General features: G+C 72.5%; 22 protein-coding genes. 11 read left to right on the top strand and 11 right to left on the bottom strand.

The annotated features are described in order from the left end of the window. Nucleotides 1–13 precede the first annotated feature (13 nt). Complete coding sequence (locus ACPXCS_RS02340) at nucleotides 14–229, top strand: dodecin (protein WP_383332379.1); 216 nt, start codon at nucleotides 14–16, stop codon at nucleotides 227–229. A gap of 31 nt (nucleotides 230–260) precedes the next feature. On the opposite strand, the gene ACPXCS_RS02335 is transcribed toward ACPXCS_RS02340, so the two are convergent. Beyond that, nucleotides 261–755 (bottom strand): LNS2 domain-containing protein, encoded by a 495-nt coding sequence (locus ACPXCS_RS02335; RefSeq protein ID WP_425946221.1) that lies wholly within the window; start codon nucleotides 753–755, stop codon nucleotides 261–263. Nucleotides 756–1247: 492 nt separating this feature from the next. On the opposite strand from ACPXCS_RS02335, the gene ACPXCS_RS02330 reads away from it, so the two are divergent. From ACPXCS_RS02330 to rpmF, 4 genes are all read left to right on the top strand, one after another. Next, entirely contained in the window at nucleotides 1248–1697 is a 450-nt protein-coding gene (locus ACPXCS_RS02330; protein WP_425946220.1) for a DUF485 domain-containing protein, read from the top strand. Then, nucleotides 1691–3286 (top strand): cation acetate symporter, encoded by a 1596-nt coding sequence (locus ACPXCS_RS02325; RefSeq protein ID WP_425946219.1) that lies wholly within the window; start codon nucleotides 1691–1693, stop codon nucleotides 3284–3286. The genes ACPXCS_RS02330 and ACPXCS_RS02325 overlap by 7 nt, the downstream gene beginning before the upstream one ends. Before the next feature lie 259 nt (nucleotides 3287–3545). Next, a complete protein-coding gene (locus ACPXCS_RS02320) occupies nucleotides 3546–4211 on the top strand; it encodes a hypothetical protein (RefSeq protein WP_425946218.1) in 666 nt (221 codons plus the stop codon). Nucleotides 4212–4328: 117 nt separating this feature from the next. Continuing rightward, nucleotides 4329–4499 carry a 50S ribosomal protein L32 gene (gene rpmF, locus ACPXCS_RS02315; RefSeq protein WP_093834097.1) on the top strand — a complete coding sequence of 57 codons (171 nt, stop codon included), beginning with the start codon at nucleotides 4329–4331 and terminating at the stop codon, nucleotides 4497–4499. Here the strand turns inward: rpmF and ACPXCS_RS02310 are convergent. Continuing rightward, the gene (locus ACPXCS_RS02310; protein ID WP_425946217.1) at nucleotides 4482–5189 is read right to left on the bottom strand and encodes a nucleotidyltransferase domain-containing protein; all 708 of its coding nucleotides are present in this window, start codon (nucleotides 5187–5189) and stop codon (nucleotides 4482–4484) included. The two genes, rpmF and ACPXCS_RS02310, sit on opposite strands and share 18 nt — an antisense overlap. A gap of 146 nt (nucleotides 5190–5335) precedes the next feature. Here ACPXCS_RS02310 and ACPXCS_RS02305 point away from each other — a divergent pair, with 146 nt between their 5' ends. Both ACPXCS_RS02305 and ACPXCS_RS02300 read left to right on the top strand, forming a co-directional pair. Then, nucleotides 5336–6322 (top strand): LLM class flavin-dependent oxidoreductase, encoded by a 987-nt coding sequence (locus ACPXCS_RS02305; protein WP_425946216.1) that lies wholly within the window; start codon nucleotides 5336–5338, stop codon nucleotides 6320–6322. Nucleotides 6323–6333: 11 nt separating this feature from the next. Continuing rightward, a complete protein-coding gene (locus tag ACPXCS_RS02300; protein ID WP_425946215.1) occupies nucleotides 6334–8682 on the top strand; it encodes an ATP-binding cassette domain-containing protein in 2349 nt (782 codons plus the stop codon). A gap of 213 nt (nucleotides 8683–8895) precedes the next feature. Here ACPXCS_RS02300 and ACPXCS_RS02295 read toward each other — a convergent pair whose 3' ends face one another. The 5 genes from ACPXCS_RS02295 to ACPXCS_RS02275 form a co-directional block, all read right to left on the bottom strand. Next, nucleotides 8896–9723: a lysophospholipid acyltransferase family protein gene (locus ACPXCS_RS02295; RefSeq protein ID WP_425946214.1), complete on the bottom strand. Its 828-nt coding sequence runs from the start codon at nucleotides 9721–9723 to the stop codon at nucleotides 8896–8898. After that, entirely contained in the window at nucleotides 9723–10490 is a 768-nt protein-coding gene (locus ACPXCS_RS02290) for a GNAT family N-acetyltransferase (protein ID WP_425946213.1), read from the bottom strand. The genes ACPXCS_RS02295 and ACPXCS_RS02290 overlap by 1 nt, the downstream gene beginning before the upstream one ends. A gap of 292 nt (nucleotides 10491–10782) precedes the next feature. After that, nucleotides 10783–11532, bottom strand: a complete 750-nt coding sequence (locus tag ACPXCS_RS02285) for a succinate dehydrogenase/fumarate reductase iron-sulfur subunit (protein WP_425946211.1) — start codon at nucleotides 11530–11532, stop codon at nucleotides 10783–10785. Next, nucleotides 11529–13478 (bottom strand): fumarate reductase/succinate dehydrogenase flavoprotein subunit, encoded by a 1950-nt coding sequence (locus ACPXCS_RS02280; RefSeq protein ID WP_425946210.1) that lies wholly within the window; start codon nucleotides 13476–13478, stop codon nucleotides 11529–11531. The genes ACPXCS_RS02285 and ACPXCS_RS02280 overlap by 4 nt, the downstream gene beginning before the upstream one ends. Nucleotide 13479: 1 nt before the next feature. Next, nucleotides 13480–14148 (bottom strand): succinate dehydrogenase, encoded by a 669-nt coding sequence (locus ACPXCS_RS02275; RefSeq protein WP_425946209.1) that lies wholly within the window; start codon nucleotides 14146–14148, stop codon nucleotides 13480–13482. A 119-nt stretch (nucleotides 14149–14267) separates the two neighbouring features. Here ACPXCS_RS02275 and ACPXCS_RS02270 point away from each other — a divergent pair, with 119 nt between their 5' ends. Beyond that, nucleotides 14268–15152, top strand: coding sequence for a LysR family transcriptional regulator (locus ACPXCS_RS02270; protein WP_425946208.1), 885 nt, complete (start codon nucleotides 14268–14270; stop codon nucleotides 15150–15152). 121 nt (nucleotides 15153–15273) lie between these two features. Here the strand turns inward: ACPXCS_RS02270 and ACPXCS_RS02265 are convergent, their stop codons facing one another. The 4 genes from ACPXCS_RS02265 to ACPXCS_RS02250 all read right to left on the bottom strand — a co-directional run bounded on the left by ACPXCS_RS02265 (nucleotide 15274) and on the right by ACPXCS_RS02250 (nucleotide 20027). Further along, entirely contained in the window at nucleotides 15274–17415 is a 2142-nt protein-coding gene (locus ACPXCS_RS02265) for a putative bifunctional diguanylate cyclase/phosphodiesterase (protein ID WP_425946207.1), read from the bottom strand. Continuing rightward, nucleotides 17412–18224 carry an SAM-dependent methyltransferase gene (locus ACPXCS_RS02260; protein WP_425946206.1) on the bottom strand — a complete coding sequence of 271 codons (813 nt, stop codon included), beginning with the start codon at nucleotides 18222–18224 and terminating at the stop codon, nucleotides 17412–17414. Before ACPXCS_RS02260 ends, ACPXCS_RS02265 begins: the two co-directional genes overlap by 4 nt. A gap of 330 nt (nucleotides 18225–18554) precedes the next feature. Continuing rightward, complete coding sequence (locus tag ACPXCS_RS02255) at nucleotides 18555–19529, bottom strand: SCO0930 family lipoprotein (RefSeq protein WP_425946418.1); 975 nt, start codon at nucleotides 19527–19529, stop codon at nucleotides 18555–18557. 294 nt (nucleotides 19530–19823) lie between these two features. Next, complete coding sequence (locus ACPXCS_RS02250; RefSeq protein ID WP_425946205.1) at nucleotides 19824–20027, bottom strand: hypothetical protein; 204 nt, start codon at nucleotides 20025–20027, stop codon at nucleotides 19824–19826. Nucleotides 20028–20304: 277 nt separating this feature from the next. Between ACPXCS_RS02250 and ACPXCS_RS02245 the strand changes: the two genes are divergently transcribed. From ACPXCS_RS02245 to ACPXCS_RS02235, 3 genes are all read left to right on the top strand, one after another. After that, complete coding sequence (locus tag ACPXCS_RS02245; protein WP_351351655.1) at nucleotides 20305–20436, top strand: hypothetical protein; 132 nt, start codon at nucleotides 20305–20307, stop codon at nucleotides 20434–20436. Nucleotides 20437–20490: 54 nt separating this feature from the next. Further along, a complete protein-coding gene (locus tag ACPXCS_RS02240; RefSeq protein WP_425946417.1) occupies nucleotides 20491–21225 on the top strand; it encodes a DUF4239 domain-containing protein in 735 nt (244 codons plus the stop codon). Between the two features lie 223 nt (nucleotides 21226–21448). Next, nucleotides 21449–21976: a hypothetical protein gene (locus ACPXCS_RS02235; RefSeq protein WP_425946204.1), complete on the top strand. Its 528-nt coding sequence runs from the start codon at nucleotides 21449–21451 to the stop codon at nucleotides 21974–21976. Nucleotides 21977–22075: the final 99 nt, after the last annotated feature.

The raw sequence follows: 22075 nt of genomic DNA, 5'->3' as shown, positions 1-22075 counted from the left end.
GAGGAGCAGCGGCATGTCGAACCACACCTACCGGGTCACGGAGATCGTCGGCACTTCGCCCGACGGCGTCGACCAGGCCATCCGCAACGGCATCGACCGGGCCTCGCAGACCCTGCGCAACCTGGACTGGTTCGAGGTGACGCAGGTGCGCGGCCAGTTGGAGGAGGGGCGGATCGCGCACTGGCAGGTGGGGCTGAAGGTGGGCTTCCGGCTGGAGGAGTCCGAGTAGGACACCCGGCCGTCACCCGGCGGGCCCGGTCTCAGGTGCGCCCTTCCCGCTCCTGCGCCGCCTTCATCTCGGCGGACCGGTCCGCCCAGTCGGCCCGTACCACGGTGAAGCCCGCGCGCCGGGCGTCCTCGCAGACCAGTTCGTCGTCGTCCACGAGGACGCGGACCTCGCGCGTGCGGGCGAGCCGCTTCAGGATCTCCAGCTTGGTGAACCGGGCGGGCCGGCGGTCGGCGTCCCTCCGCATGTGGACGTGGCCCTCGGGGAGCCCGTGGGCCCGGAGCCAGTCCAGCGTGTCGCGGCGGCAGCGCTCGGGCCGTCCGGTGAGGTAGACGATCTCGCACTCCCGGGCGCTCTCCGCGACCAGCGCGATGCCCTCGGGCAGCGGCCCGTCCTGGGGCGCCGCCGAGAAGAAGCCGTCCCAGTCCTTCGGCGTGCGCCGCAGGAAGCGCTGCCGGTGCGCGGTGTCGGCGAGGGTGTTGTCCAGGTCGAACACGGCCAGTGGGGCCTTGCTGCGGTCGTCGCTCACGCGGCCCAGCCTAGGGCCCCGGACCCGTTCCGCGCCCTCCGGCCGCTCCGGCCCGCCCCGGCCGGCTCCGGCCGCTCCCGGGGGCGGGTCGGCGGCGCGTTTCGGCCAGCCTGGCCGGAGAAACGGTCCAGGCCGCTCACCGGCGGGCCTTTCCGCGCAGGCCCGCGCGGGATCACGCGGTTCGCGACAGGGCGTGAACGAGCCATGCACGCAGGGCGATTGATCCTTACGGTTGATGGCTCAAGGACAGCACTGACATACTCCGCTTCCAGCCTCGCCACCACCCGTGGCCGGGCTGGTCGGGGATCTCCACACAGAGCCCCAGGCCGTACCCGTGTTTCCGAGCAGTGCGTTTTCCGGTTTCACGAACCCCCCACAGAGCCCGCACCCCCGCAGTGTGTCCGGCGTCCCTCCCTCCTGCGCGGAAGCCGGGCACGACACTGACGCGACGGGGTCGAGTGCGGGGCACGATGCAGCGAAGAAGGTGCGCCTGTGCCCGAATTTCCACCGCGGCGGGACGACACTCCCCCGTTCCCGCTCCGGCACGTCGAACATGCTCCGCCGTCCCGCATATCCGACCATCCGGAGTTCCACTCCCTGCGTCGCGCGCAGCGCCGGTTCGGCACCCGGGCGACGATCCTCTCGGTCGGCGGATTCCTGCTGTACGTGGTGCTGTCGAGCTTCCTCCCCGCGGTGATGAACCAGCCCCTGTTCGGCCGTCTCACGGTCGGACTCACCCTGGGACTGGGGCAGTTCGCCGTCATGGGGGTGACCGCCTGGTGCTACGTCCGGCACATGCGCACCCGGGTCGACCCGCTCGCCCGCGGGCTGCGCTCCCGTCTGCGGCACGAGAAGGAGAGCCGCCGCGCCCGGTCGGCTCCGCTGCCCGACGCGACCGGCCGGCCCCTCCAGCCGGGCACCAGGGGGTTCCGCACGTGGTGACCGCCGCCGCCATCGACGACCGCAGTCTGCAGCTGACGTTCGTGCTCTTCCTGACCGTGGTCGTGATCACCCTGTTCACGGCCCTGCTGACGGCTCCGCAGCGCGACGAGATCAGCGAGTTCTACCTCGGCGACCGCACCATGTCGCCGTTGCGCAACGGCCTGGCCATGTGCGGCGACTACATCTCCGCGGCCACCCTGCTGGGCAGCACCGGACTGGTCGCCCTGACGGGGTACGACGGGCTGATGTACCTGGGCGGCACCACCGTCGCGTGGATGATGGTGCTGCTGCTGATCGCCGAACCGCTGCACCGCACGGGCAGGTTCACGCTCGGCGACACGGTGGCGCTGCGCCTGCCCCGGCAGCAGCGGCCGGTGCGGGTCGCCCTTGCGGTGTGCATCCTGGCGATCGCGACGCTCTACCTGGTGGCCCAACTCGTCGGCAGCGTGGCCCTGCTGACCCAGTTCACCGGGGTGCCGAGCGATACCACCCGCACCCTGTGCGTGGTCGTGATCGGCACCTTCGTGATCCTGTACGCCGCCCTCGGCGGCATGCCCGGAGCGACGGTCATCCAGATCATCAAGGCCGTGATGCTGGTGGTGGGCGTCCTGTTCACGGCGGGCTGGGTGCTGCACCACTTCGACTGGAACCCGAACGCCCTGCTGCAGAGGGCGTCCGAGCGCAGCGGCTTTGGGCTCGGCTTCCTGGAACCGGGGCTGCGCTACGGCGGCACCGTCAGCAACAAGCTGGACTTCCTCAGCCTCGAACTGGCCATCGTCCTGGGCCTCGCCGCCCTCCCGCACGTGCTGATGCGCCTGCTCGCGCCGCGCCGCAGTTCCGTGCTGCGCTCCTCCGTGCTGTGGGCCGTCGGGCTGGTCGGCGCGGTCTGCTTCGGTGCGGGCGTCCTCGGCCTCGGCGCCACCGCGCTGCTCGGCCGGGACACCATCGTGAGCACCGACCGCACCGGCAACTCCGCCGTCCTGCTGCTCGCCCACGAACTGGGCGGCAGCGTGCTCACCGCGCTGCTGACCTGCCTGGCCTACCTGACCCTGCTCGCCGTGGCGGTCGGACTCACCCTGGCCGCCGCCTCGTCCCTGGCGCACGACCTGTACAGCGAGGTGATCCGCAAGGGCCGCGCGACCGAGACGGAGGAACTGACCGTGGCCCGGCTGTCGGCGGCGGTCATCGGCGTCCTCGGGATCCTGCTCGCGCTCGTCGCCTGGGGTGCCAACACCGCGACGCTCGCCTTCCTGGCCTTCGCCATCGCCGCGTCCGCGATCCTGCCGACGATCGTCTACACCCTGTTCTGGCGGCGCTTCTCGGCCCGGGGCGCCCTGCTCAGCCTCTACGGCGGCCTGCTCTGCTCGGTGCTGCTGGCCGTGTTCTCCCCGGTGGTCTCCTCCACGCCGGGCTCGTTCTACCCGGAGGCGGACTTCGCCTGGTTCCCGCTGCAGAACCCGGGCATCGTCTCCATCCCCGCCGGCTTCCTCCTGGGCTGGCTGGGCACGGTGCTCGACAAGGGCCCGGCCGAAGAGGCCGCTACGCACGAGGAGTTCGAGGTGCGGATGCTCGTGGGCACCGGCGACTGACCCCGCCCGGGGACGGCTGACGGACGGCACCGGGACAGCTGTGGACAGGGGGCCGGGTGCTGCGGACGAGGCCGCTACCCGCGGCGGTGGTCGCTCCATGACCGCGAAGAGAAGGTAATTGGGGTGCACATCGAAACTTGACAAAGTGATCCTTACCGATGCCCACATAGGCGCTCGACCGTTCCACCATAGGAATCGAGGCCGCGAAGAACGGGACTCCGACCCTGCGGCCCGCGCCTGACATGTGCAGGAGGAGACGATGGAGCAGAGCGGCTTACTCGATCACGTGGCGGAATTCGAGCGCGTGTGGAACGACCCGGCCTACACGCACTCGGCGCTGCCTCCGCTCGATGTGAACGAGGTGATCGCGAAAAGCTACGAGGCGCCCGCCCCCTTCACCATGACCCGCGACATGCTGTGGGACATGGAGGTTCGCAAAGCCCGCAACCCCGCGCCGTATCTGCCTTCGGTGATGGAGCCCGGGAGCGTGCGCATCTGGGGCGAACAGCCGGCCGGTGACGACGGAACAGAGATTTTCGTACGTGCATCGATGCAGCATCCGTGGATCGGCGGCTCCGACTACGGCTTGGTCCTTGAGCAGGTGCGTCTCGACCCGGCCGCACAGCGCGTCACGTTCATCGGCGCGACGCAACTCGTCGACGATTCCGGTGAACTCGTGAAGGCTGACACGTTGCAGCCTCTCTTCCACGTCGAGCACGCGGTGGCCGGTACCGACTCCCGACCGCTGTCACTGTGGCGGGTGGCCAACCTGACCGACGCCCGCACGACCACAGAAGCGCTCAGTCGCACTTTCTCGCAGCTCGCGAACTCGCCATGGCTGTACGAGTACATCGAGATCTACATCAGGGAGGACCTGCGTGTAGACCTCAGGCGACGCCACGTGCCTGGGATGTCTCACTCCTAGTCTCGCCGCACGCCGCCATGCGCAGGAGCACGGCACCGGAGGCGCGCATTGTTAATGGGATCCATTTTCATGTAGCGTCCTCGGTGCCGTCCGTGCCGTCCACCGAGGAGGATTCCCATGGCTGTCCCGAAGCGGAAGATGTCCCGCAGCAACACCCGTCACCGCCGCGCCCAGTGGAAGGCGGCCACCCCGGCGCTGGTGCCGGTCACCGTCGACGGCGTCCGGCACCTCGTGCCGCAGCACCTGGTCCGCGCCTACGAGCGCGGTCTGCTACGCCCGGGCGGCTGAGTCCGCCGCCGGGTAGAACTGCGCGCGGACCCGCAGCAGCCAGGCCTCCACGGGAGCCTCGTCGGGTTCGCCCGGCAGCACCGTGGGGCTCGTGCCGAAGGCGTCCTCGTACTGCCGGAGCAGCGGCTGCGCGGCCGACGGGTCGGCGGCGACGCGCTCCCCGAAGGCGTGGTACTCCTCCGGGTCCTCGACCCGGATCGTCAGCCGCCCGGTGGTGTACAGCTCCAGGCCCTGTCTGCACAGCCGTTTCAGGTGCCGGGCGTGCTTGGCGGTGCGCCTGCGGGTGTCCGCGGAGAACGAGCCGTCACCGCGGGCCTCCAGGCGCCGGAACTGCTGCGTGGCGTAGCCGAGGTAGGCGTCCCGGACGCGGCGGGCGGACAGGAACGCCGTCCGGATGCCGATGAGCTCGTCGCCGAGCGGGGTCCGCACCTCGTACAGCTCGTCCGGGAGCCACACCAGCTCCATCGCCGTCGGGTTGCCGCCCAGCGCCAGCCGGCACCACTTGGCTGCCTCGTGCAGCGTGCGGTCCGGCGCCGTGCCGACGTGCGACTCCTTGGGCCGGCGCAGGCCGTGCAGCTGCACGGTCGGCGCGGCGAACAGACCGAGCCGGTCGATGTCGGAGCCCTCGTGGGCGAGGCCGTACGCGGTCGATCCGACGATGCCGCAGAGCAGGACGTTGGGGACGGTCACGGTCGGCCGCCTTTCGCTTCTGGATACGCCACATTGTCCTGACGTGCGAGGACGCGGTCATCCGGTTTTCCGGGCGGTGCCCGCTGTGCGGCGGGTCGCCCCGCCGCGGCGGAATACCGGCGGCCCCGTACGGCGTAGAACCTCGTATGGAACCCGTACGTCTGTCCGTCCTCGACCGCTCCCGCACCCGCGAGGGGCACACCCACCCCGAGGCGCTGCGCGACACGGTGCGGCTGGCGGGGGAACTGGAGCGGCTCGGCTACCACCGGGTGTGGGTGTCGGAGCACCACGGCGTCCCCGGGGTGGCCGGTTCGGCGCCGACCGTGCTGGCCGCGGCCGTCGCCGCGGCGACGCGCACGATCCGGGTCGGCACGGGCGGGGTGATGCTGCCCAACCACCGGCCGCTGGTCGTCGCCGAGCAGTTCGGCGTGCTGGAGTCGCTGTTCCCCGGGCGGATCGACATGGGCCTCGGCCGCTCCGTCGGCTTCACGGACGGGGTGCGCAAGGCACTGGGCCGCGACAAGGGCGACGCCGAGGACTTCGAGGCGCAGCTGCGGGAGCTGCTCGGCTGGTTCCGGGGAGCGTCCCCCACCGGGGTGCACGCCCGCCCCTCCGAAGGGTTGAGGGTGCCGCCGTTCGTCCTGGCCATGGGCGAGGGCGCCGGCATCGCGGCCCGCCTCGGCCTGCCCCTGGTGATCGGCGACCTCCGCGACCGGGAGAGGATGCGGCGCGGCATCGACCACTACCGCGAGCTCTTCCGCCCCTCGGCCTGGGCGCCCGGACCGTACGTCGTCGTCTCCGGCACGGTCGCCGTCGCCGCCACCCCCGATCAGGCCCGGCGGCTGCTGATCCCCGAGGCCTGGTCGATGGCGCACTCCCGCACCCACGGCACCTTCCCGCCCCTGCCGCCCGCCGAGCGCGTCGAGGCGCTCACCCTCACCGGCAAGGAGCGCGACTTCTACGAGGCCGGGCTCGCCGGGCACCTCGCCGGCACCGAGGAGCAGGTCGCGCACGAACTGCGGACGCTGCTGAAGGAGACCGGGGCGCAGGAGGTCCTCGTCACCACCAGCACCTACGACCGCGAGGCCCTGCTGGACTCCTACCGGCGGCTGGCCGCGATCACCTCCGGTTAGAGTCGTCCGACATGCACGACCACCATGACGCCCACGACCCCTACGTCCGTGTCCGAGGAGCCCGCGAGCACAACCTGCGCGGCGTGGACGTGGACGTCCCGCGGGACGTGCTGGCGGTGTTCACCGGCGTGTCCGGCTCGGGGAAGTCGTCCCTGGCGTTCGGCACGATCTACGCCGAGGCGCAGCGGCGCTACTTCGAGTCCGTCGCGCCGTACGCGCGCCGGCTGATCCACCAGGTCGGGGCGCCCAGGGTCGGGGAGATCACCGGTCTGCCGCCGGCCGTCTCGCTCCAGCAGCGCCGCGCGGCCCCCACCTCGCGCTCCTCGGTCGGCACGGTCACCAACCTCTCCAACTCCCTGCGCATGCTGTTCTCCCGGGCCGGCACCTATCCGCCCGGCGCCGGGCGCCTGGACTCCGACGCCTTCTCGCCCAACACGGCCGCCGGCGCGTGCCCGCGGTGCCACGGGCTCGGCCGCGTGCACCGCACCACCGAGGAGTCGCTGGTCCCCGACCCGTCGCTGTCGATCCGCGAGGGCGCGATCGCCGCGTGGCCGGGTGCCTGGCAGGGCAAGAACCTGCGGGACATCCTGGACGCGCTCGGGTACGACGTGGACCGGCCCTGGCGCGAGCTGCCCGCCGAGCAGCGCGAGTGGATCCTGTTCACGGACGAGCAGCCGGTGGTCACCGTGCACCCGGTGCGCGACGCCGACCGCATCCAGCGGCCCTACCAGGGCACGTACACGAGCGCCCGGCGCTACGTGATGAAGACCTTCGCGGAGTCCAGGAGCCCGACCCTGCGGGCGAAGGCCGAACGGTTCCTGACCAGCGCGCCCTGCCCGGCGTGCGGCGGCAGCCGGCTGCGGCCCGAGGCGCTGGCGGTGACGTTCGGCGGCCGGACCATCGCCGAGCTGGCGGCCCTGCCGCTGGTGGAGCTGGCCGCCGGTCTCGACGCGACCTCGCAAGCCGCCCGGGTCCTGACCGACGACCTGCGGTCCCGTATCGCGCCCGTCGTCGAACTGGGCCTCGGCTACCTCAGCCTCGACCGCCCGACCCCCACCCTCTCGGCGGGCGAGCTGCAGCGGCTGCGCCTCGCCACCCAGCTGCGCTCCGGCCTCTTCGGGGTGGTGTACGTGCTGGACGAACCGTCGGCCGGGCTGCACCCGCAGGACACCGAGGCCCTGCTGACCGTGCTGGAGCGGCTGAAGCGGGCCGGGAACTCGGTGTTCGTCGTGGAGCACCACCTGGACGTCGTACGGGGCGCCGACTGGCTGGTGGACGTGGGCCCGCTGGCGGGCGAGCACGGCGGGCGGGTGCTGCACAGCGGCCCGGTGGAGGCCCTGGCCGGCGTCGAGGAGTCGGCGACGGCCCGCTTCCTCTTCGGCCGCGCCCCCGCCCCGGCCCGGGAGGTCCGCACCCCGAGCGGCTGGCTCGAGACCGGCCCGGTCACCCGGCACAACCTGCGCGGTGTGACCGCCGCGTTCCCGCTGGGCGCGTTCACCGCCGTCACGGGCGTGTCCGGCTCCGGCAAGTCCACGCTCATCGGCGCCGTCACACCGGAGACGGCCGGGGTGGGCCGGCTGGTCTCGGTCGACCAGAAGCCCATCGGCCGCACACCGCGCTCGAACCTCGCCACCTACACCGGCCTGTTCGACGTCGTGCGCAAGGTGTTCGCGGCGACCGACGGGGCCCGTGAACGCGGCTTCGGCGTCGGCCGGTTCTCCTTCAACGTGGCCGGCGGGCGGTGCGAGACCTGCCAGGGCGAGGGGTTCGTCAGCGTGGAGCTGCTGTTCCTGCCCAGCACGTACGCGCCCTGCCCGGACTGCGCGGGGGCCCGGTACAACCCCGGGACGCTGGAGGTGACGTACCGGGGGCGGAACATCGCGCAGGTGCTGGACCTGACGGTGGAGAGCGCGGCGGAGTTCTTCGCGGACACCCCGGCCGTGACGCGCAGCCTCGGCGCCCTGCTCGACGTCGGCCTGGGCTACCTGCGGCTGGGCCAGCCCGCGACGGAGCTGTCGGGCGGCGAGGCGCAGCGCATCAAGCTGGCGAGCGAACTGCAGCGCGGCCGGCGCGGCCACACGCTCTACCTCCTCGACGAGCCCACCACCGGCCTCCACCCGGCCGACGTCGACGTCCTGATGCGCCAGTTGCACGGCCTCGTCGACGCGGGGCACACCGTGATCGTCGTCGAGCACGACATGTCCGTCGTCGCCGGCGCGGACTGGGTCGTGGACCTCGGCCCCGGCGGCGGCGACGAGGGCGGCCGCATCGTGGCGGCGGGACCGCCCGCCGAGGTGGCCCGCGCTCCGGAGAGCCGGACCGCGCCCTATCTGGCCCGCACGCTTGCCGGGACCCGCTGAGCCGGGCCCCGGCCGCCGAAGTCGACTCGCCGCGTGCCAGGCCGTGTCCGCACCGTCCCCTCGTCCGCCCGGAGGGCGGGCCCTGCGGCGTCCGGTGCGTGCTCTCGGCGTACCGGACGCGGTCCCTCGTACCGGGCGTACTCGGGACTGTGTCCGGTGCGGCGCGAGTGCGTGCCAGGCGTCGCGGGGCAGGAGGGGCTGTGCGGACACGGCCTAGGCCACGAGCACCGTGTGCGTCCAGGCCGGTGCCGGGTCCTGGGCCTGGGCGGAACGGGCCAGGGCGCGGCGGTCGGGGTGGGCGCCCGGCGGGAGGGCGTCGCGGACCTCCACCTCGGCGACCAGGCCACGGGTCGTCGCGACCCGCCACAGGGAGGCCAGCAGCGTGTCGTCGCCGACGAACGCGGGCGCGGTGCTGGCCGTCCCGCCCCGGCCGCCCCGGCCGGTCAGCCGGTAGCCGATGCGGACCGGCTGCACGGGCACCCCGGCGTCCAGGGCGGCCTGGAAGACGGCCCGGCGGAAGGTGCCCTGGGCCCGGCCGCACCAGGTGCTGCCCTCGGGGAAGGCGGCTACGGCCGTGCCCTCGCGCAGCGCCCGGGCGATCCGGGCGACGGTGTCGGGCAGGGCGCGCAGCCGGTCCCGGTCGATGAACAGGACGCCGCCGCGCGCGGCCAGCGGCCCGGCGACGGGCCACCGCCGCACCTCGGTCTTGGCCAGCATCCGGGCGGGGCGCACGGCGGCGAGCAACGGTACGTCCAGCCAGGAGATGTGGTTGGCGACCAGCAGCACTCCGCCGGTGGGGGCGGCGGTGCCGGTGATGCGGACCCGGACCCCCGCGGCCCGCACGATCCACCGGCACCACCGCCGCACCAGGGACGCCGGTACCCGGGAACCGAGCGGCAGCAGCGCGATCCCGGCCAGCAGCAGCAGTGCGACCCCCGTGAGCCGCAGCAGGGCCCGCGGCAGCATCCGGGCGGGCAGCGCCGCCGGTGTCTCGACGCAGACCCGCGGCGTGCAGGGCGCGGTGGGCAGCCAGGCGCTCATCAGGCCGGCACGAGGGAGAGGAAGTGCCGCAGGTAGCGCGCGTTGACCCGGCTCATCGGCAGCAGCACGTACAGGTCGGCGACGCCGAAGTCCGGGTCGTGGGCCGGCTCCCCGCACACCCAGGCGCCCAGGCGCAGGTAGCCGCGGAGCAGGGCGGGCAGCTCGACGCGGGCGGCGGGCGCGGGGCCCGGCAGCCACGGCAGCAGCGGCCGGACGCGGTACTCCTCGGGTGACAGGTGCTTGGCGCGCACCCGGTCCCAGGTGCCGGAGGCGAGCGTGCCGCCGTCGGCGAGCGGGACGGAGCAGCAGCCGGCGAGCCATTCGTGGCCGCGGTCGACCATGTAGCGGGCGATGCCGGCCCAGATGAGGCCGATGACCGCGCCGTCGCGGTGGTCGGGGTGGACGCAGGACCGGCCGACCTCGACGAGCTGCGGCCGTATCCCCTCCAGCGCGGTCAGGTCGAACTCGCTCTCGGAGTACAGCCGCCCGGCGACGGCCGCGCGCTCCGGCGGCAGCAGCCGGTAGGTGCCCACGACCTGGCCGGTCGTCTCCTCGCGGACGAGGAGGTGGTCGCAGTAGGCGTCGAACGGGTCGACGTCGAGGCCCGGCTCCGAGCCGGTGAGCAGGGCGCCCATCTCCCCGGCGAAGACGTCGTGCCGCAGCCGCTGCGCGGCACGGACGTCCTCCTCGGTGCGGGCGAGGGTGACGGTGTAGCGGGTGGGGGCCGTGGGCTGCGCGGGACGGTCGACGGTCAGTACGCCGGTCATGGCTCTCTCCTGTCACGGGGCGGTTCGGTGCGGCGGGGCGCTGAACGCGGTGGTGCGAACCTCCGCCCCTGTTCTCCCGACGCCGGCCGACCTGCGCGTGTCGTCCGCAGGGAGAGCGGGTGTGAGGTTGTTGAACGGCTCGCACCCGCGCCGGGCCGCGGCCTGAACGGCTTGGCGCACGCGCGCTCGGCCCTCTTCGCGCCGCCCCGGGCCATGACACGGAAAAGCGAGACGGGACCGGGAGGAGCACCGCTCCCGGTCCCGTCCGTCCGCACCTGTCGGCGAACGTCTGCTACCGCTTGGCGGCCTTGCGCGTGGCCCGCAGCCACTCCTTGTTCATGCCGGTGATGGACATCAGCGGAATGCCCTTGGGGCAGGCCGTGGCGCACTCCCCGGCGAGGGTGCAGCCCCCGAACCCCTCCTCGTCCATCTGCGCCACCATGTCCAGCACCCGCGTCTCGCGCTCGGGCGCCCCCTGCGGCAGCACGTTCAGATGGTTGATCTTGGCGGACGTGAACAGCATCGCCGCCCCGTTCGGGCAGGCCGCCACGCACGCCCCGCACCCGATGCACTCGGCGTGCTCGAAGGCGAAGTCGGCGTCCGGCTTCGGCACCGGCGTCGCGTGCGCCTCGGGGGCCGCTCCCGTGGGGGCGGTGATGTAGCCGCCGGCCTGGATGATCCGGTCGAACGCCGACCGGTCGACGACCAGGTCCTTGATCACGGGGAAGGCGGCCGCACGCCACGGCTCCACGTCGATGGTGTCGCCGTCCTTGAAGGACCGCATGTGCAGCTGGCAGGTGGTCGTCCGCTCGGGGCCGTGCGCGTCGCCGTTGATCACCAGCGAGCACGCCCCGCAGATCCCCTCGCGGCAGTCGTGGTCGAAGGCGACGGGGTCCTCGCCTTTGAGGATGAGCTCCTCGTTGAGCGTGTCGAGCATCTCCAGGAACGACATGTCCTCGGAGATCCCGTCCACCTCGTACGTGGACATGGTGCCGTCGGCGTCGGCGTTCTTCTGGCGCCAGACGCGCAGGGTGAGCTTCATGCGTAGCTCCGCTGGGTGGGGTGGACGTACTCGAAGACCAGGTCTTCCTTGTGCAGGACGGGGGCCTCTCCGGTCCCGGTGAACTCCCAGGCGGCGGCGTAGGCGAACGCGTCGTCCTTGCGGGCGGCCTCGCCGTCCGGCGTCTGGGACTCCTCGCGGAAGTGGCCGCCGCAGGACTCGGAGCGGTGCAGCGCGTCCAGGCACATCAGCTCGGCCAGTTCCAGGTAGTCGACGATGCGGTTGGCCTTCTCCAGCGACTGGTTGAACTCCTCGCCGGTGCCGGGCACCTTGATGCGCCGCCAGAACTCCTCGCGGATCTGCGGGATGCGCTCCAGCGCCTTGCGCAGGCCCGATTCGGAGCGGGCCATGCCGCAGAACTCCCACATGAGTTCGCCGACCTCGCGGTGGAAGGAGTCGGGAGTGCGGTCGCCGTCGACGGACAGCAGCAGGTTCAGCCGGTCCTGCGTCTCGGCCAGCACCTCCTGGACGACGGGGTGGTCGTCGGTGACCTCGTCGTGGCGGGGGTTGCGGGCCAGGTAGTCGTTGATGGTGGCCGGGAGCACGAAGTAGCCGTCGGCGAGCCCCTGCATCAGCGCGGAGGCACCGAGCCGGTTGGCGCCGTGGTCGGAGAAGTTGGCCTCGCCGATCGCGAACAGGCCGGGGACGGTGGTCTGCAGGTCGTAGTCGACCCACAGGCCGCCCATCGTGTAGTGCACGGCCGGGTAGATGCGCATCGGCACCTCGTACGGATCCTCGTCGGTGATCCGCTGGTACATGTCGAAGAGGTTGCCGTACTTGGCCTCCACCGCCTTGCGGCCCATGCGCCTGATGGCGTCGGCGAAGTCGAGGTAGACGCCCTGGCCGCCGGGGCCGACGCCGCGGCCCTCGTCGCAGACGTTCTTCGCGGCGCGGGAGGCGATGTCGCGGGGCACGAGGTTGCCGAAGGAGGGGTAGATGCGCTCCAGGTAGTAGTCGCGCTCGTCCTCGGGGATCTCGTTCGGCGGCCGGGTGTCGCCCTTGGCCTTCGGCACCCAGATCCGGCCGTCGTTGCGCAGCGACTCGCTCATCAGCGTCAGCTTCGACTGGTGGTCGCCGGTGCGCGGGATGCAGGTGGGGTGGATCTGGGTGAAGCAGGGGTTGGCGAAGTACGCGCCGCGCCGGTGGGCCCGCCAGATCGCGGTCGCGTTGGAGTTCATGGCGTTCGTCGACAGGTAGAAGACGTTGCCGTAGCCGCCGCTGGCCAGCACGACCGCGTCCGCGAAGTAGGTGTCGATCCTGCCGGTGACGAGGTCCCGGGCCACGATGCCGCGCGCCCGCCCGTCGACGACGATCAGGTCGAGCATCTCGGTGCGCGGATGCATCTCCACGTTCCCCGCCGCGATCTGCCGGCTGAGCGCCTGGTAGGCGCCGAGGAGCAGCTGCTGGCCCGTCTGGCCGCGGGCGTAGAAGGTGCGCGAGACCTGGACGCCGCCGAAGGAGCGGGTGTCGAGCAGGCCGCCGTACTCGCGGGCGAAGGGCACGCCCTGCGCCACGCACTGGTCGATGATCTCCACGGAGATCTGCGCGAGCCGGTGCACGTTGGACTCGCGCGCCCGGAAGTCGCCGCCCTTGACGGTGTCGTAGAACAGGCGGTGCACGGAGTCGCCGTCGTTGCGGTAGTTCTTCGCCGCGTTGATGCCTCCCTGCGCGGCGATGGAGTGGGCGCGGCGCGGGGAGTCCTGGTAGCAGAACTGGACGACGTGGTAGCCCTGTTCGGCGAGGGTGGCACCGGCGGAGCCGCCGGCCAGGCCGGTGCCGACGACGATGACGGTGTGCTTGCGCCGGTTGGCCGGGTTGACGAGCTTCGCCTCGAACCGGCGCTTGTCCCAGCGCTCGTGGACGGGCCCGGAGGGCGCCTTGGCGTCGACGACCGGCGCGCCGGTCGTGTAGTCCGCGTAGGAGGTCATGTCAGCTCACCACTCCGGTCATGACGGCCACGGGTACGGCGATGAAGCCGGCCGTGAGCAGCAGCGCGAGGACGTTCGCGACGGTCTTCAGGGCGCGGTCGCGGGTGCGGCTGCCGGCGCCGAGGGTCTGGGCGGCGCTCCAGAAGCCGTGCCGCACGTGCAGGCCGAGCGCCAGCATCGCGACGATGTAGACGACGTTGCCGTACCAGGTGGAGAAGGTGTCCACGACGTTCTGGTAGGGACGGCCGGTCTCGAAGCCGGGGTGCACGGTGCCGGTCGTCAGGTCGAGGATGTGCCAGACGATGAACAGGCCGAGGATGATCCCGCCCCAGCGCATGGTGCGCGTGGCGTAGGAGGCCCGGGGCTTCTTGTGCACGTACTTGCTGGGCCGCGCCCTGATGTCGCGGCGGCTGAGCTGGTACGCGGAGACCGCGTGCGCGACCACGGCGAGCACGAGCACGACGCGGACCAGCCACAGCGTCCACTCGTAGTGCATGAACGGCTCGCCGACGGTGCGCAGCCAGTGCGCGTAGTGGTTGAACTCGCCCGCCCCGAAGAAGATCTTCAGGTTCCCGATCATGTGGACGACCAGGTACAGCAGCATGATCAGTCCACTGACCGCCATCACGGTCTTCTTCCCGACGGTGGAGTCCCACACGGTGCGTGCCATGGACGGCCGTCGGTCCGTCCGCGTTGCCAGAGCCATGGAACACCACGCTACGGACGCGCCGCCGATCGGTCCAAGACATGGTCCGGCTTGATTCCATAGGACGCGGCTATCGTGGGAGCATGCAGTTCCAGCAGCTCCAGTACTTCGTGGCCGTCGCCGAGACCCGGCACTTCACCCGGGCCGCCGATCTGGTCCATGTCGCGCAGCCGTCACTGTCGCAGCAGATCAAGGCGCTGGAGCGGGAGTTGGGCGCGGATCTGTTCCTCAGGGCGCGCGGCAACATCACGCTGACGGACGCCGGAGAGGCCCTGCTCCCGCTGGCCCGGCGGATCCTGGCCGACGCGGACACGGCCCGGCACGAGGTGCAGGAGCTGGTGCAGCTGCGGCGCGGCCGGGTGCGGCTCGGCGCCACGCCCAGCCTCTGCACGGGTCTGCTGCCGGACGTGCTGCGCGCGTTCCACGACCGCTACCCGGGCATCCGGCTGCTGATCGAGGAGGGCGGCTCACACGACCTGGTGCGGGAGCTGGCCCGCGGGGCGCTGGACCTGGCGCTGGTGGTGCTGCCGCTGCCGTCGCCGTCACCGGCGCTGACGACGGTGGAGCTGCTGCGGGAGGACCTGGTCGTGGTCTCCTCCCCCGACGCGCCGAAGCCGGGCCGGGGGCGGCGCACGGTACGGGTCGCCGACCTGGAGGGCGAACGCCTCGTGATGTTCCGGCACGGCTACGACCTGCGCGAACTGACCGTGGCCGCGTGCCGTGCGGAGGGGTTCGAGCCGGACTTCGCGGTGGAGGGCGGGGAGATGGACGCGGTGCTGGGTTTCGTCCGGGCCGGTCTGGGCGTCGCCGTCGTCCCGCGGATGGTGGCGGCCAGGTCCGGACGCGGGCTGCGGGTCACTCCGCTGGCCCGGCCGGGGCTGCACCGGACGATCGCCCTGGCGCACCGCAGCGATGTGGCACCGCCCCGGGCGGCCCGCGAGCTGCAGCGGATGCTGCTGGAGCGGTGAACGGGCCCGGACCGCCCGGCACGCCCGGACGGTCGGTGCCGACCAGGAGTTCCTGGGCGGTCCGGCCCTGCTGCTGCGCGGGCCGGGCGCCTGATCGGGCTTCGCGCAGCGGCCCGGCGCGTCAGCCCGTCGCGTCCACCAGCGCCAGCTCGTGCAGTCGCTCCGGTGGGCCCGGGCGGGCGTAGTACCAGCCCTGGGCCGTGTCGCAGCCGAGTATGCGCAGCTGCTCGGCCTGGGCACCGGTCTCCACGCCCTCGACCGTGACGGCGAGATCCAGGCTGTGGGCCAGCGAGACGATCCCCTCGACGATCTTCAGGTCGACCGGATCGGCCGGGAACTGCTGCATGCTCTGGGTGAAGGACCGGTCCAGCTTGAGGATGCTGACCGGCAGCCGCCGCAGGTTGGCGAGGTTGGAGTAGCCCGTCCCGAAGTCGTCGAGGGCGATGTCGACACCCATCTCCGCCAGCCGGCGCAGCGGCTTCAGCAGGTCGTCGTCGGCCCCGATCAGCGCCGACTCGGTGACCTCCAGGCACAGCGCGTCCGGCGCGACGCCGGTCCGCTCCAGGATGTCGACCGTGTCCTGGACCAGACCCGGGTGCGTCAGCTGGCACGGCGACAGGTTGACGTTGATGCGCAGCGGGCCCGCGTCAGCGCCCCCGCGCAGCTCCCGCCACTCACGGGCCTGGCGCACCGACTGCTCCAGCACCCAGCGGCCCAGCGGCACGATCAGCCCGGTGTGCTCGGCGAGCGGGATGAACCGGTCCGGGCCGAGGACGCCGTGCTGCGGGTGCAGCCAGCGCACCAGGGCCTCGGCGCCCCGGACGCTGCCGTCACCGAGGTGGACCAGCGGCTGGTACTCGATGAAGAACTCGCCCCGCTCCAGGGCCGTCGGCAGCGCGGTCGTCAGGCCGTGGCGGGTGATGGCGCGGGCGTCGGCCTCCGGGTCGGCCAGCTCGAAGCGGTTGCCGCCCGCCGACTTGGCCCGGTACATGGTGATGTCCGCGCTGCGCAGCACCTCCGCCGGACTGCGCTCCCCGGCCGGGCCCTCGACGATGCCGATGCTGCCGCGCACGGTCAGCTCCCGGCCGTCGACGCTGATCGGCGCGAGCAGCGCGTTCATGATGCGGCCGGCGAGCTCGTCGACCCCGCGCTGGGTGTCCGGACCGGTCGTCAGCGCCACGAACTCGTCGCCGCCGAGGCGCGCGACCATCTCGCCGGGCGCGGTGGCGCAGGACTGCAGCCGGTCGGCGACCTCCACGAGCAGCCGGTCGCCGGCCGCGTGGCCGAGGCTGTCGTTGACGGTCTTGAAGCCGTCCAGGTCCAGGTAGCACAGCCCGAACCGCTGTCCTTCCCCGGCGCCCAGTGCCTTCTCCAGGCGCTCGAAGAAGAAGGTGCGGTTGGGCAGGCCCGTGAGGGCGTCGTGCGTGGCCTCGTAGCGCAGCCGCAGGTTGAGCAGCCGCCGCTCGGTGGTGTCCTCCATGAGGGCGAGCTGGTACTGCGGGTTGCCGTCGGCGTCGCGCAGCAGCGACACCGTCAGGTTGGTCCACAGGACCGTCCCGTCGGGGCGGTAGAACGCCTTCTCCAGGTGGTAGTGCTCCCGCTCGCCGCGCACGAGTTCGTCGTAGAGCCGCCAGGTCTGCGGGGCGTCGTCGGGGTGGGTCCACTCCCGGACGTTACGGCTGCGCAGGGTCTGCTCGGAGAGCCCGAACATGCGCAGCAACGCGCCGTTGACCTGCAGGATGTTGCCCTCCAGGTCGGCCATGCCGATGCCTATGGCCGCGCCCTCGAAGACGGCGCGGAAGCGGGCCTCGCTCGCGTGCAGGGCCTGCGCCACCACGCCCTGGGCCTGCAGGGCCGCCTGCGCGATGGCCTCCTGCTCGGCCAGGGTCCGCTCGCGCAGCGCCCGGGCGAAGCCGGAGGCCATCGCGTGCTGCAGGCGCGCGGACCGTGCCCGCAGGTCCTCCGGATCGCCGTCGCCGCCGCAGTACAGCACCAGGTAGGCGTCCACGCAGTCCAGCGTGCGGCTGAGCGCGTCGGGCTCGGTGCAGTGCGCGTCCACCAGGGCGGCGCCGACCGCCTTGCCCGCGTCGGCGTCGAAGGCCCGGGCCAGCAGTGCCTCGCTCAACCGCCGCGCCAGCGGCAGCAGTTGCTCCTCGAACTCCGGCCGGGTCGACGACGTCGAGGTCACCGGGAAGACCGCCCGGCTCCAGATCGTCGCGAACCGGCGGAGTCTGTCCTCCGGACCGTCCGGTTCCGCGATCACGCCGTACGCCCCACGCCCGCGAAACCGGAGAACGCATACGGATCCTCGTCCTCCGGTGCGGTGTCGGGCCGCCAGCGCGGCATCGCCACCAGTCCGGGTTCCACCATGTCGTACCCCTCGAAGAACCGCGCGATCTCCTCGCGCGAGCGCATGATCAGCGGGTTGCGGATGTCCTCGTACACGTCCACCGCTCCCCCGGCCCGCTCCGGCGGCAGCGGGATCCCCTCGTAGGAGGCGTGGGTGAGCACGAGCAGGCTGCCGGGTGCGAGCGCCGAACTCAGCTCCGCCACCGCCCCGTACGGGTCGTCCTCGTCTTCCACGAAGTGCAGTATGGCAACGAGGAGCAGGGCCACTGGCTGATTCAGGTCGATCAGCCGCCCCACCTCGGGGCTGCTCAGGATGTCCTGGGGCTTGCGGAGGTCGGCGGCCACGACGGCCGCGTCGTCGTTGCCGTCGAGGACCGCCTCGCTGTGCGCCACGGCCACCGGGTCGTGGTCCACGTACACCACGCGCGCTCCGGGGCGGGCGGCCTGCGCCACCTCGTGCACGTTGCCGAAGGTGGGGATGCCGGAGCCGATGTCGAGGAACTGGCCTATGCCCTGCTCCGCCGCGAAGCGCACGGCGCGGCGCATGAACGCCCGGTTCGCCTGCATGATCTTGGGGAGTCCCGGCATGAACTCCATGGCCCGGCGGGCCGCTTCCCGGTCGACCTCGAAATTGTGCGATCCGCCCAGGTAGTAGTCGTACATCCGGGAGACGCTGGGCACCGAGATGTCGATGCTCCGTGGGGCCCAGGCGGGACGCTCCATCTATCTCTCCAAGGCGTAGGCGATCCGGTGTTCGAGCAGAGGCTACTGATCGCCCGCCAAGGGAGCGACCCGAAACGGAAATTGACCATCCGTTCCCGGTCACTGCCTGCGGCACGTGCCGAATTGATACCCCTCCGCCTGCCCTTCGAACATATGACGATCAGTGCCCGAGGCATTCCGGAGAGTTCGGGTTCGGAAGGGGAAGAGTGCCGGGAATTGCCCGCGTCCAGGTGAAGCACGGCAAAACGGTCCGCCCCTCCGTCGGCACGGAGGGGCGGACCGGGTCGGCGTCGCCGGGGTGGCGAGAGGAACCCTGGGGAGGTCGCTCTGCTATTCCGACGCGCCGACCAGCTTGCCGTCGGGCCGCACGGCGTACCAGGTGCCGCCGACACCCTGGCCGTTGGTGTCGCCCGGGGCCTTGTCGCCGGCGAACGTGTAGATCGGCGAGCAGTTGATCGTCTGCTGCTTGCCCTTCCCGTCGGCCCGGTCGAAGATCATGTAGCCCTTCTTCTGGATGCCCTTGGTGTCGGCGAAGTCGACGGGCTCCACGATCGGCCACTTCTCCAGGCAGGCGCCGAGGCAGTTGGAGACGGGCTTGGGCCAGGCCTCGTCCTTCTTGAAGCGGTAGACCGTCATGCCGTTCCTGTCGACGACGATCTCGCCGAGCTGGGGGTCCTTGCGGGTGGACAGCCCGAGCTCCTCGGCGTTTCCGGCGCCGCCGCCCTCCGCGTCCTCCTGCACCTTCTTGCCGTCGGGGGCGAGCGCGTACCACTTGCCGCCCACGCCCTGGCCCTTGACGTCACCGGCGTTGACGTCCTTGGCGTAGCGGTAGGCCGGCCAGCCGCCCACGGTGAGCTGCTTGGTGCCGTCGGCCCGGGTGACCGAGCCGAGCAGCGACTTGTCGATGCCCTCGCCGGCCTCGGCGTCGTCCGCCGGGACGGGCGGCCAGGTCTTGGCGCAGTCGCCGTCGCAGTTCGACTTGGGGGGCTGGTCGGTGTCCTGGTCGAACCGGTACAGGGTGAGGCCGAGACTGTCGGTGACCACCTTGCCGATCTCGGCGGTGGACACGGACAGCTTGCCCGCGGGGTTCGACGGGCTGAGGGCGCTCGGCGCGGCCGGCTGACTGGGGGTGCCGGCGGCGCCGTTCCCGCTGCCCGCGCCGATGCTGCCGTAGTCGCCGGGCGCGGCCGTGGCGCCCACGTTCTGGCTGGCCGCCGGTGGGCTGTCCTGACCGCACGCCGTCGTCAGCGCCAGGACCGCCGCGGCGCTCGCCACGAGTGAGGCGCTCCGCCAGGAGGTCTTCATCGTCAACTCCCCATAATCGCAAAGGGTGTTGCAGCGCCCTGCTGCGCCGCCGCACGGCCATGAGTACGCACGGGGACGCCCCGGGCGTTCAACGGCCGGCGGAATTTCTTTCCGCACGCCCTGACGGACGCCGCCCGCGATCCGCACACAGGTGCGTGCCACACACCCCACGGGGGACCGCGCATCAAACCGGCGGCACCGGAATGTCCCTCGTTCGGGGCAATCCCCTTGCGCCCCGGCACGTCCCGGCGACACAGGGCTCATGATCTTCGTCGTGCATGGACCCGTATCGACTCAATCCGCCCTTGCCGCACGGGCCTTGGCGGTGGCGACGCTCACCTGGGCGCTCGTCGGCGCACCGGCCGACATGGCGGTGGCCGACGCCTGCGCGTACGCCTCGACGGGGCCGGACGGCACCGAGGCGGTGGCGGTCGCCGGCAGCAGGACCTGGCCGACCGGGCCGCCGTGCCCGCCCCCGCCCCCACCCCCGGTCTGCACGCCGCCGCCCAAGCCCCCGCCCCCGAAGCCCACCCCGACTCCGCCGCCGAGCCCGGACCCGACACCACCACCGCCGTCCCCGAAGCCCCCGCCCCCGCCCCCTCCCCCACCGCCGAAACCGGCCCCGACGGCACGGCCCGAGCCACCGGCCCCGCCCCCGCCGCCCGCGCCGCGCCCGGCCCAGCCCCCGCCCCGGCCGGCTCCCCGGCCCGTACTTCCGCCGCCTCCGTCGCCGAAGCCGTCGGCGACGCCCGCCCCGGGCCCGACCGCGAAAGCCGTGCACTACCCGCGTTACCGCGCCACACCGCCGCGGCCCCGGCGGACCGGCGGCACGCTGTCGCCGCTCACCTTCGTCCTGCTCGTCACGGTGCCCGCGGTGGTCGCCGTCGCCGCGCTGCGCGCGCGCTGATCCCTGAACCCCTGGAGGCACCTCTTGCCGGAATGGCTTGTTCTCACCCTCGCGATGCTGGCCGCCTGCGCCGTGGTGGTCGTCATCACCCTCGTACGGCACCGCCGGGCGCCCGAGGACGAGGACCCCAGCGAGACCCCCGACGTCATCGAGTACATGACGATGTGGATCGGCGTCGTGTACGCCATCGTCCTCGGCCTGGCGATCGCCGGCGTCTGGGAGGGGCGCAGCGCCGCACAGGACCACGTCCAGGCCGAGGCCACCGCGCTGCACGAGATCTCGGAGCGCGTCCGGGTCTACCCCGTCGATCAGCGCGACCGGATCCGCGACGACATCCGGATCTACGTGGACCACGTCGTGACCACCGAGTGGGACACCATGGCCGACAAGGGCGAGGTCACCGAGCGCGGTGACCGGCTCTTCGAGCGGGTCCGCGCGGACGTGACCGACTACGAACCGAAGTCGGACTTCGAGGCGCAGGCCTACCAGCCCCTCCTCGACCAGGTGACCGCGGCGAGCCAGGCCCGGATCGCCCGGGCGGAGTCGACCGGGGAGACCATGCCGGGCGTGGTGTGGTTCGGGCTGATGGCCGGGGCCGTCATCACCATCGGGATGATCTTCGCCCTGCAGATCCGCAGAACCACGCGCGAGCTGATCCTCGCCGGGCTGTTCTCGGCGCTGATCGCCTTCCTGCTCTTCCTCATCTGGGACTTCGACGCGCCCTACAGCCGGGGCGTGACGGCGTCGGCGGACCCGTTCCTGAACCTCTTCCCGGGGGTCGGGGACTGACGCGGGCAAACACCACGGATCCCGGCCGGGGGACGCGCGACACACCGTCGCCGTCCCCCGGTCGCGTACCGGCGTTCCCCCGGGCGGCCCACACGGATGCCCCGTTCGCACTACAGCGATCGCGCCACCGGCTCCGCATTCTTAGCGTTTCGGGCATCGAGGTGCATGTGTGACACGAGCGGAACAGGTCCGCGGCTGCCCCTCGGAGACCCGGAGGTTCACCATGCGCGCGATACGCGTCGCTTCGGCCGTACTGCTGGGCGCCGGCGCCCTCACCTCCTGCGTGCCCGCCGCCGGCGCGGCGATCCGGACCGACTTCGGCTTCGGTGTGGAGCCCTCCACCGTCGCGCCGGGCGGGAAGGTCACGTTGCGGGTGGAGCGCAACGACGCGTGCCGGGGGGAGGCGGCGGTCAACTCACCGGTCTTCGACCTGGTGACCATCCCGCCGGAGGAGTCCCGGGCGACGGCCGTCGTCGACTGGGACGCCAAGCGCGGCGCCGTCTACGACGTGCAGTTCGAGTGCGACGAGTCGAGCGGCACGGCCCGGCTGACCATCGCCGGCGGCGGTCCGACGCACCATCCCACGCACCACCCGACGCGCCACCCCCACAAGGGAGTGCACGCCGGTGAGGGCGGCACGCTCGCCGGCTTCGACCTCAAGGAGATCGGCATGGGCGCCGCGCTCATCGCCGGCTCCCTCGGTGCCGCCTACCACTTCTCGCGCCGCCGCACCGACGAGGACGCCGGCTGACCCGCCGCGCGCGCCGCGTGGGGGGCCCGGGGGGCGGGGGGGGGGGGGGGCCGGGGGGGGGGCGCGGTCCGGGGCGGGGGGCGGGGCGGGGGGGGGGGG

The organism is Streptomyces sp. DT190, assembly GCF_049846985.1.
Classification (GTDB): domain Bacteria; phylum Actinomycetota; class Actinomycetes; order Streptomycetales; family Streptomycetaceae; genus Streptomyces.
This window is presented reverse-complemented; position numbering and strand designations above follow the sequence as displayed.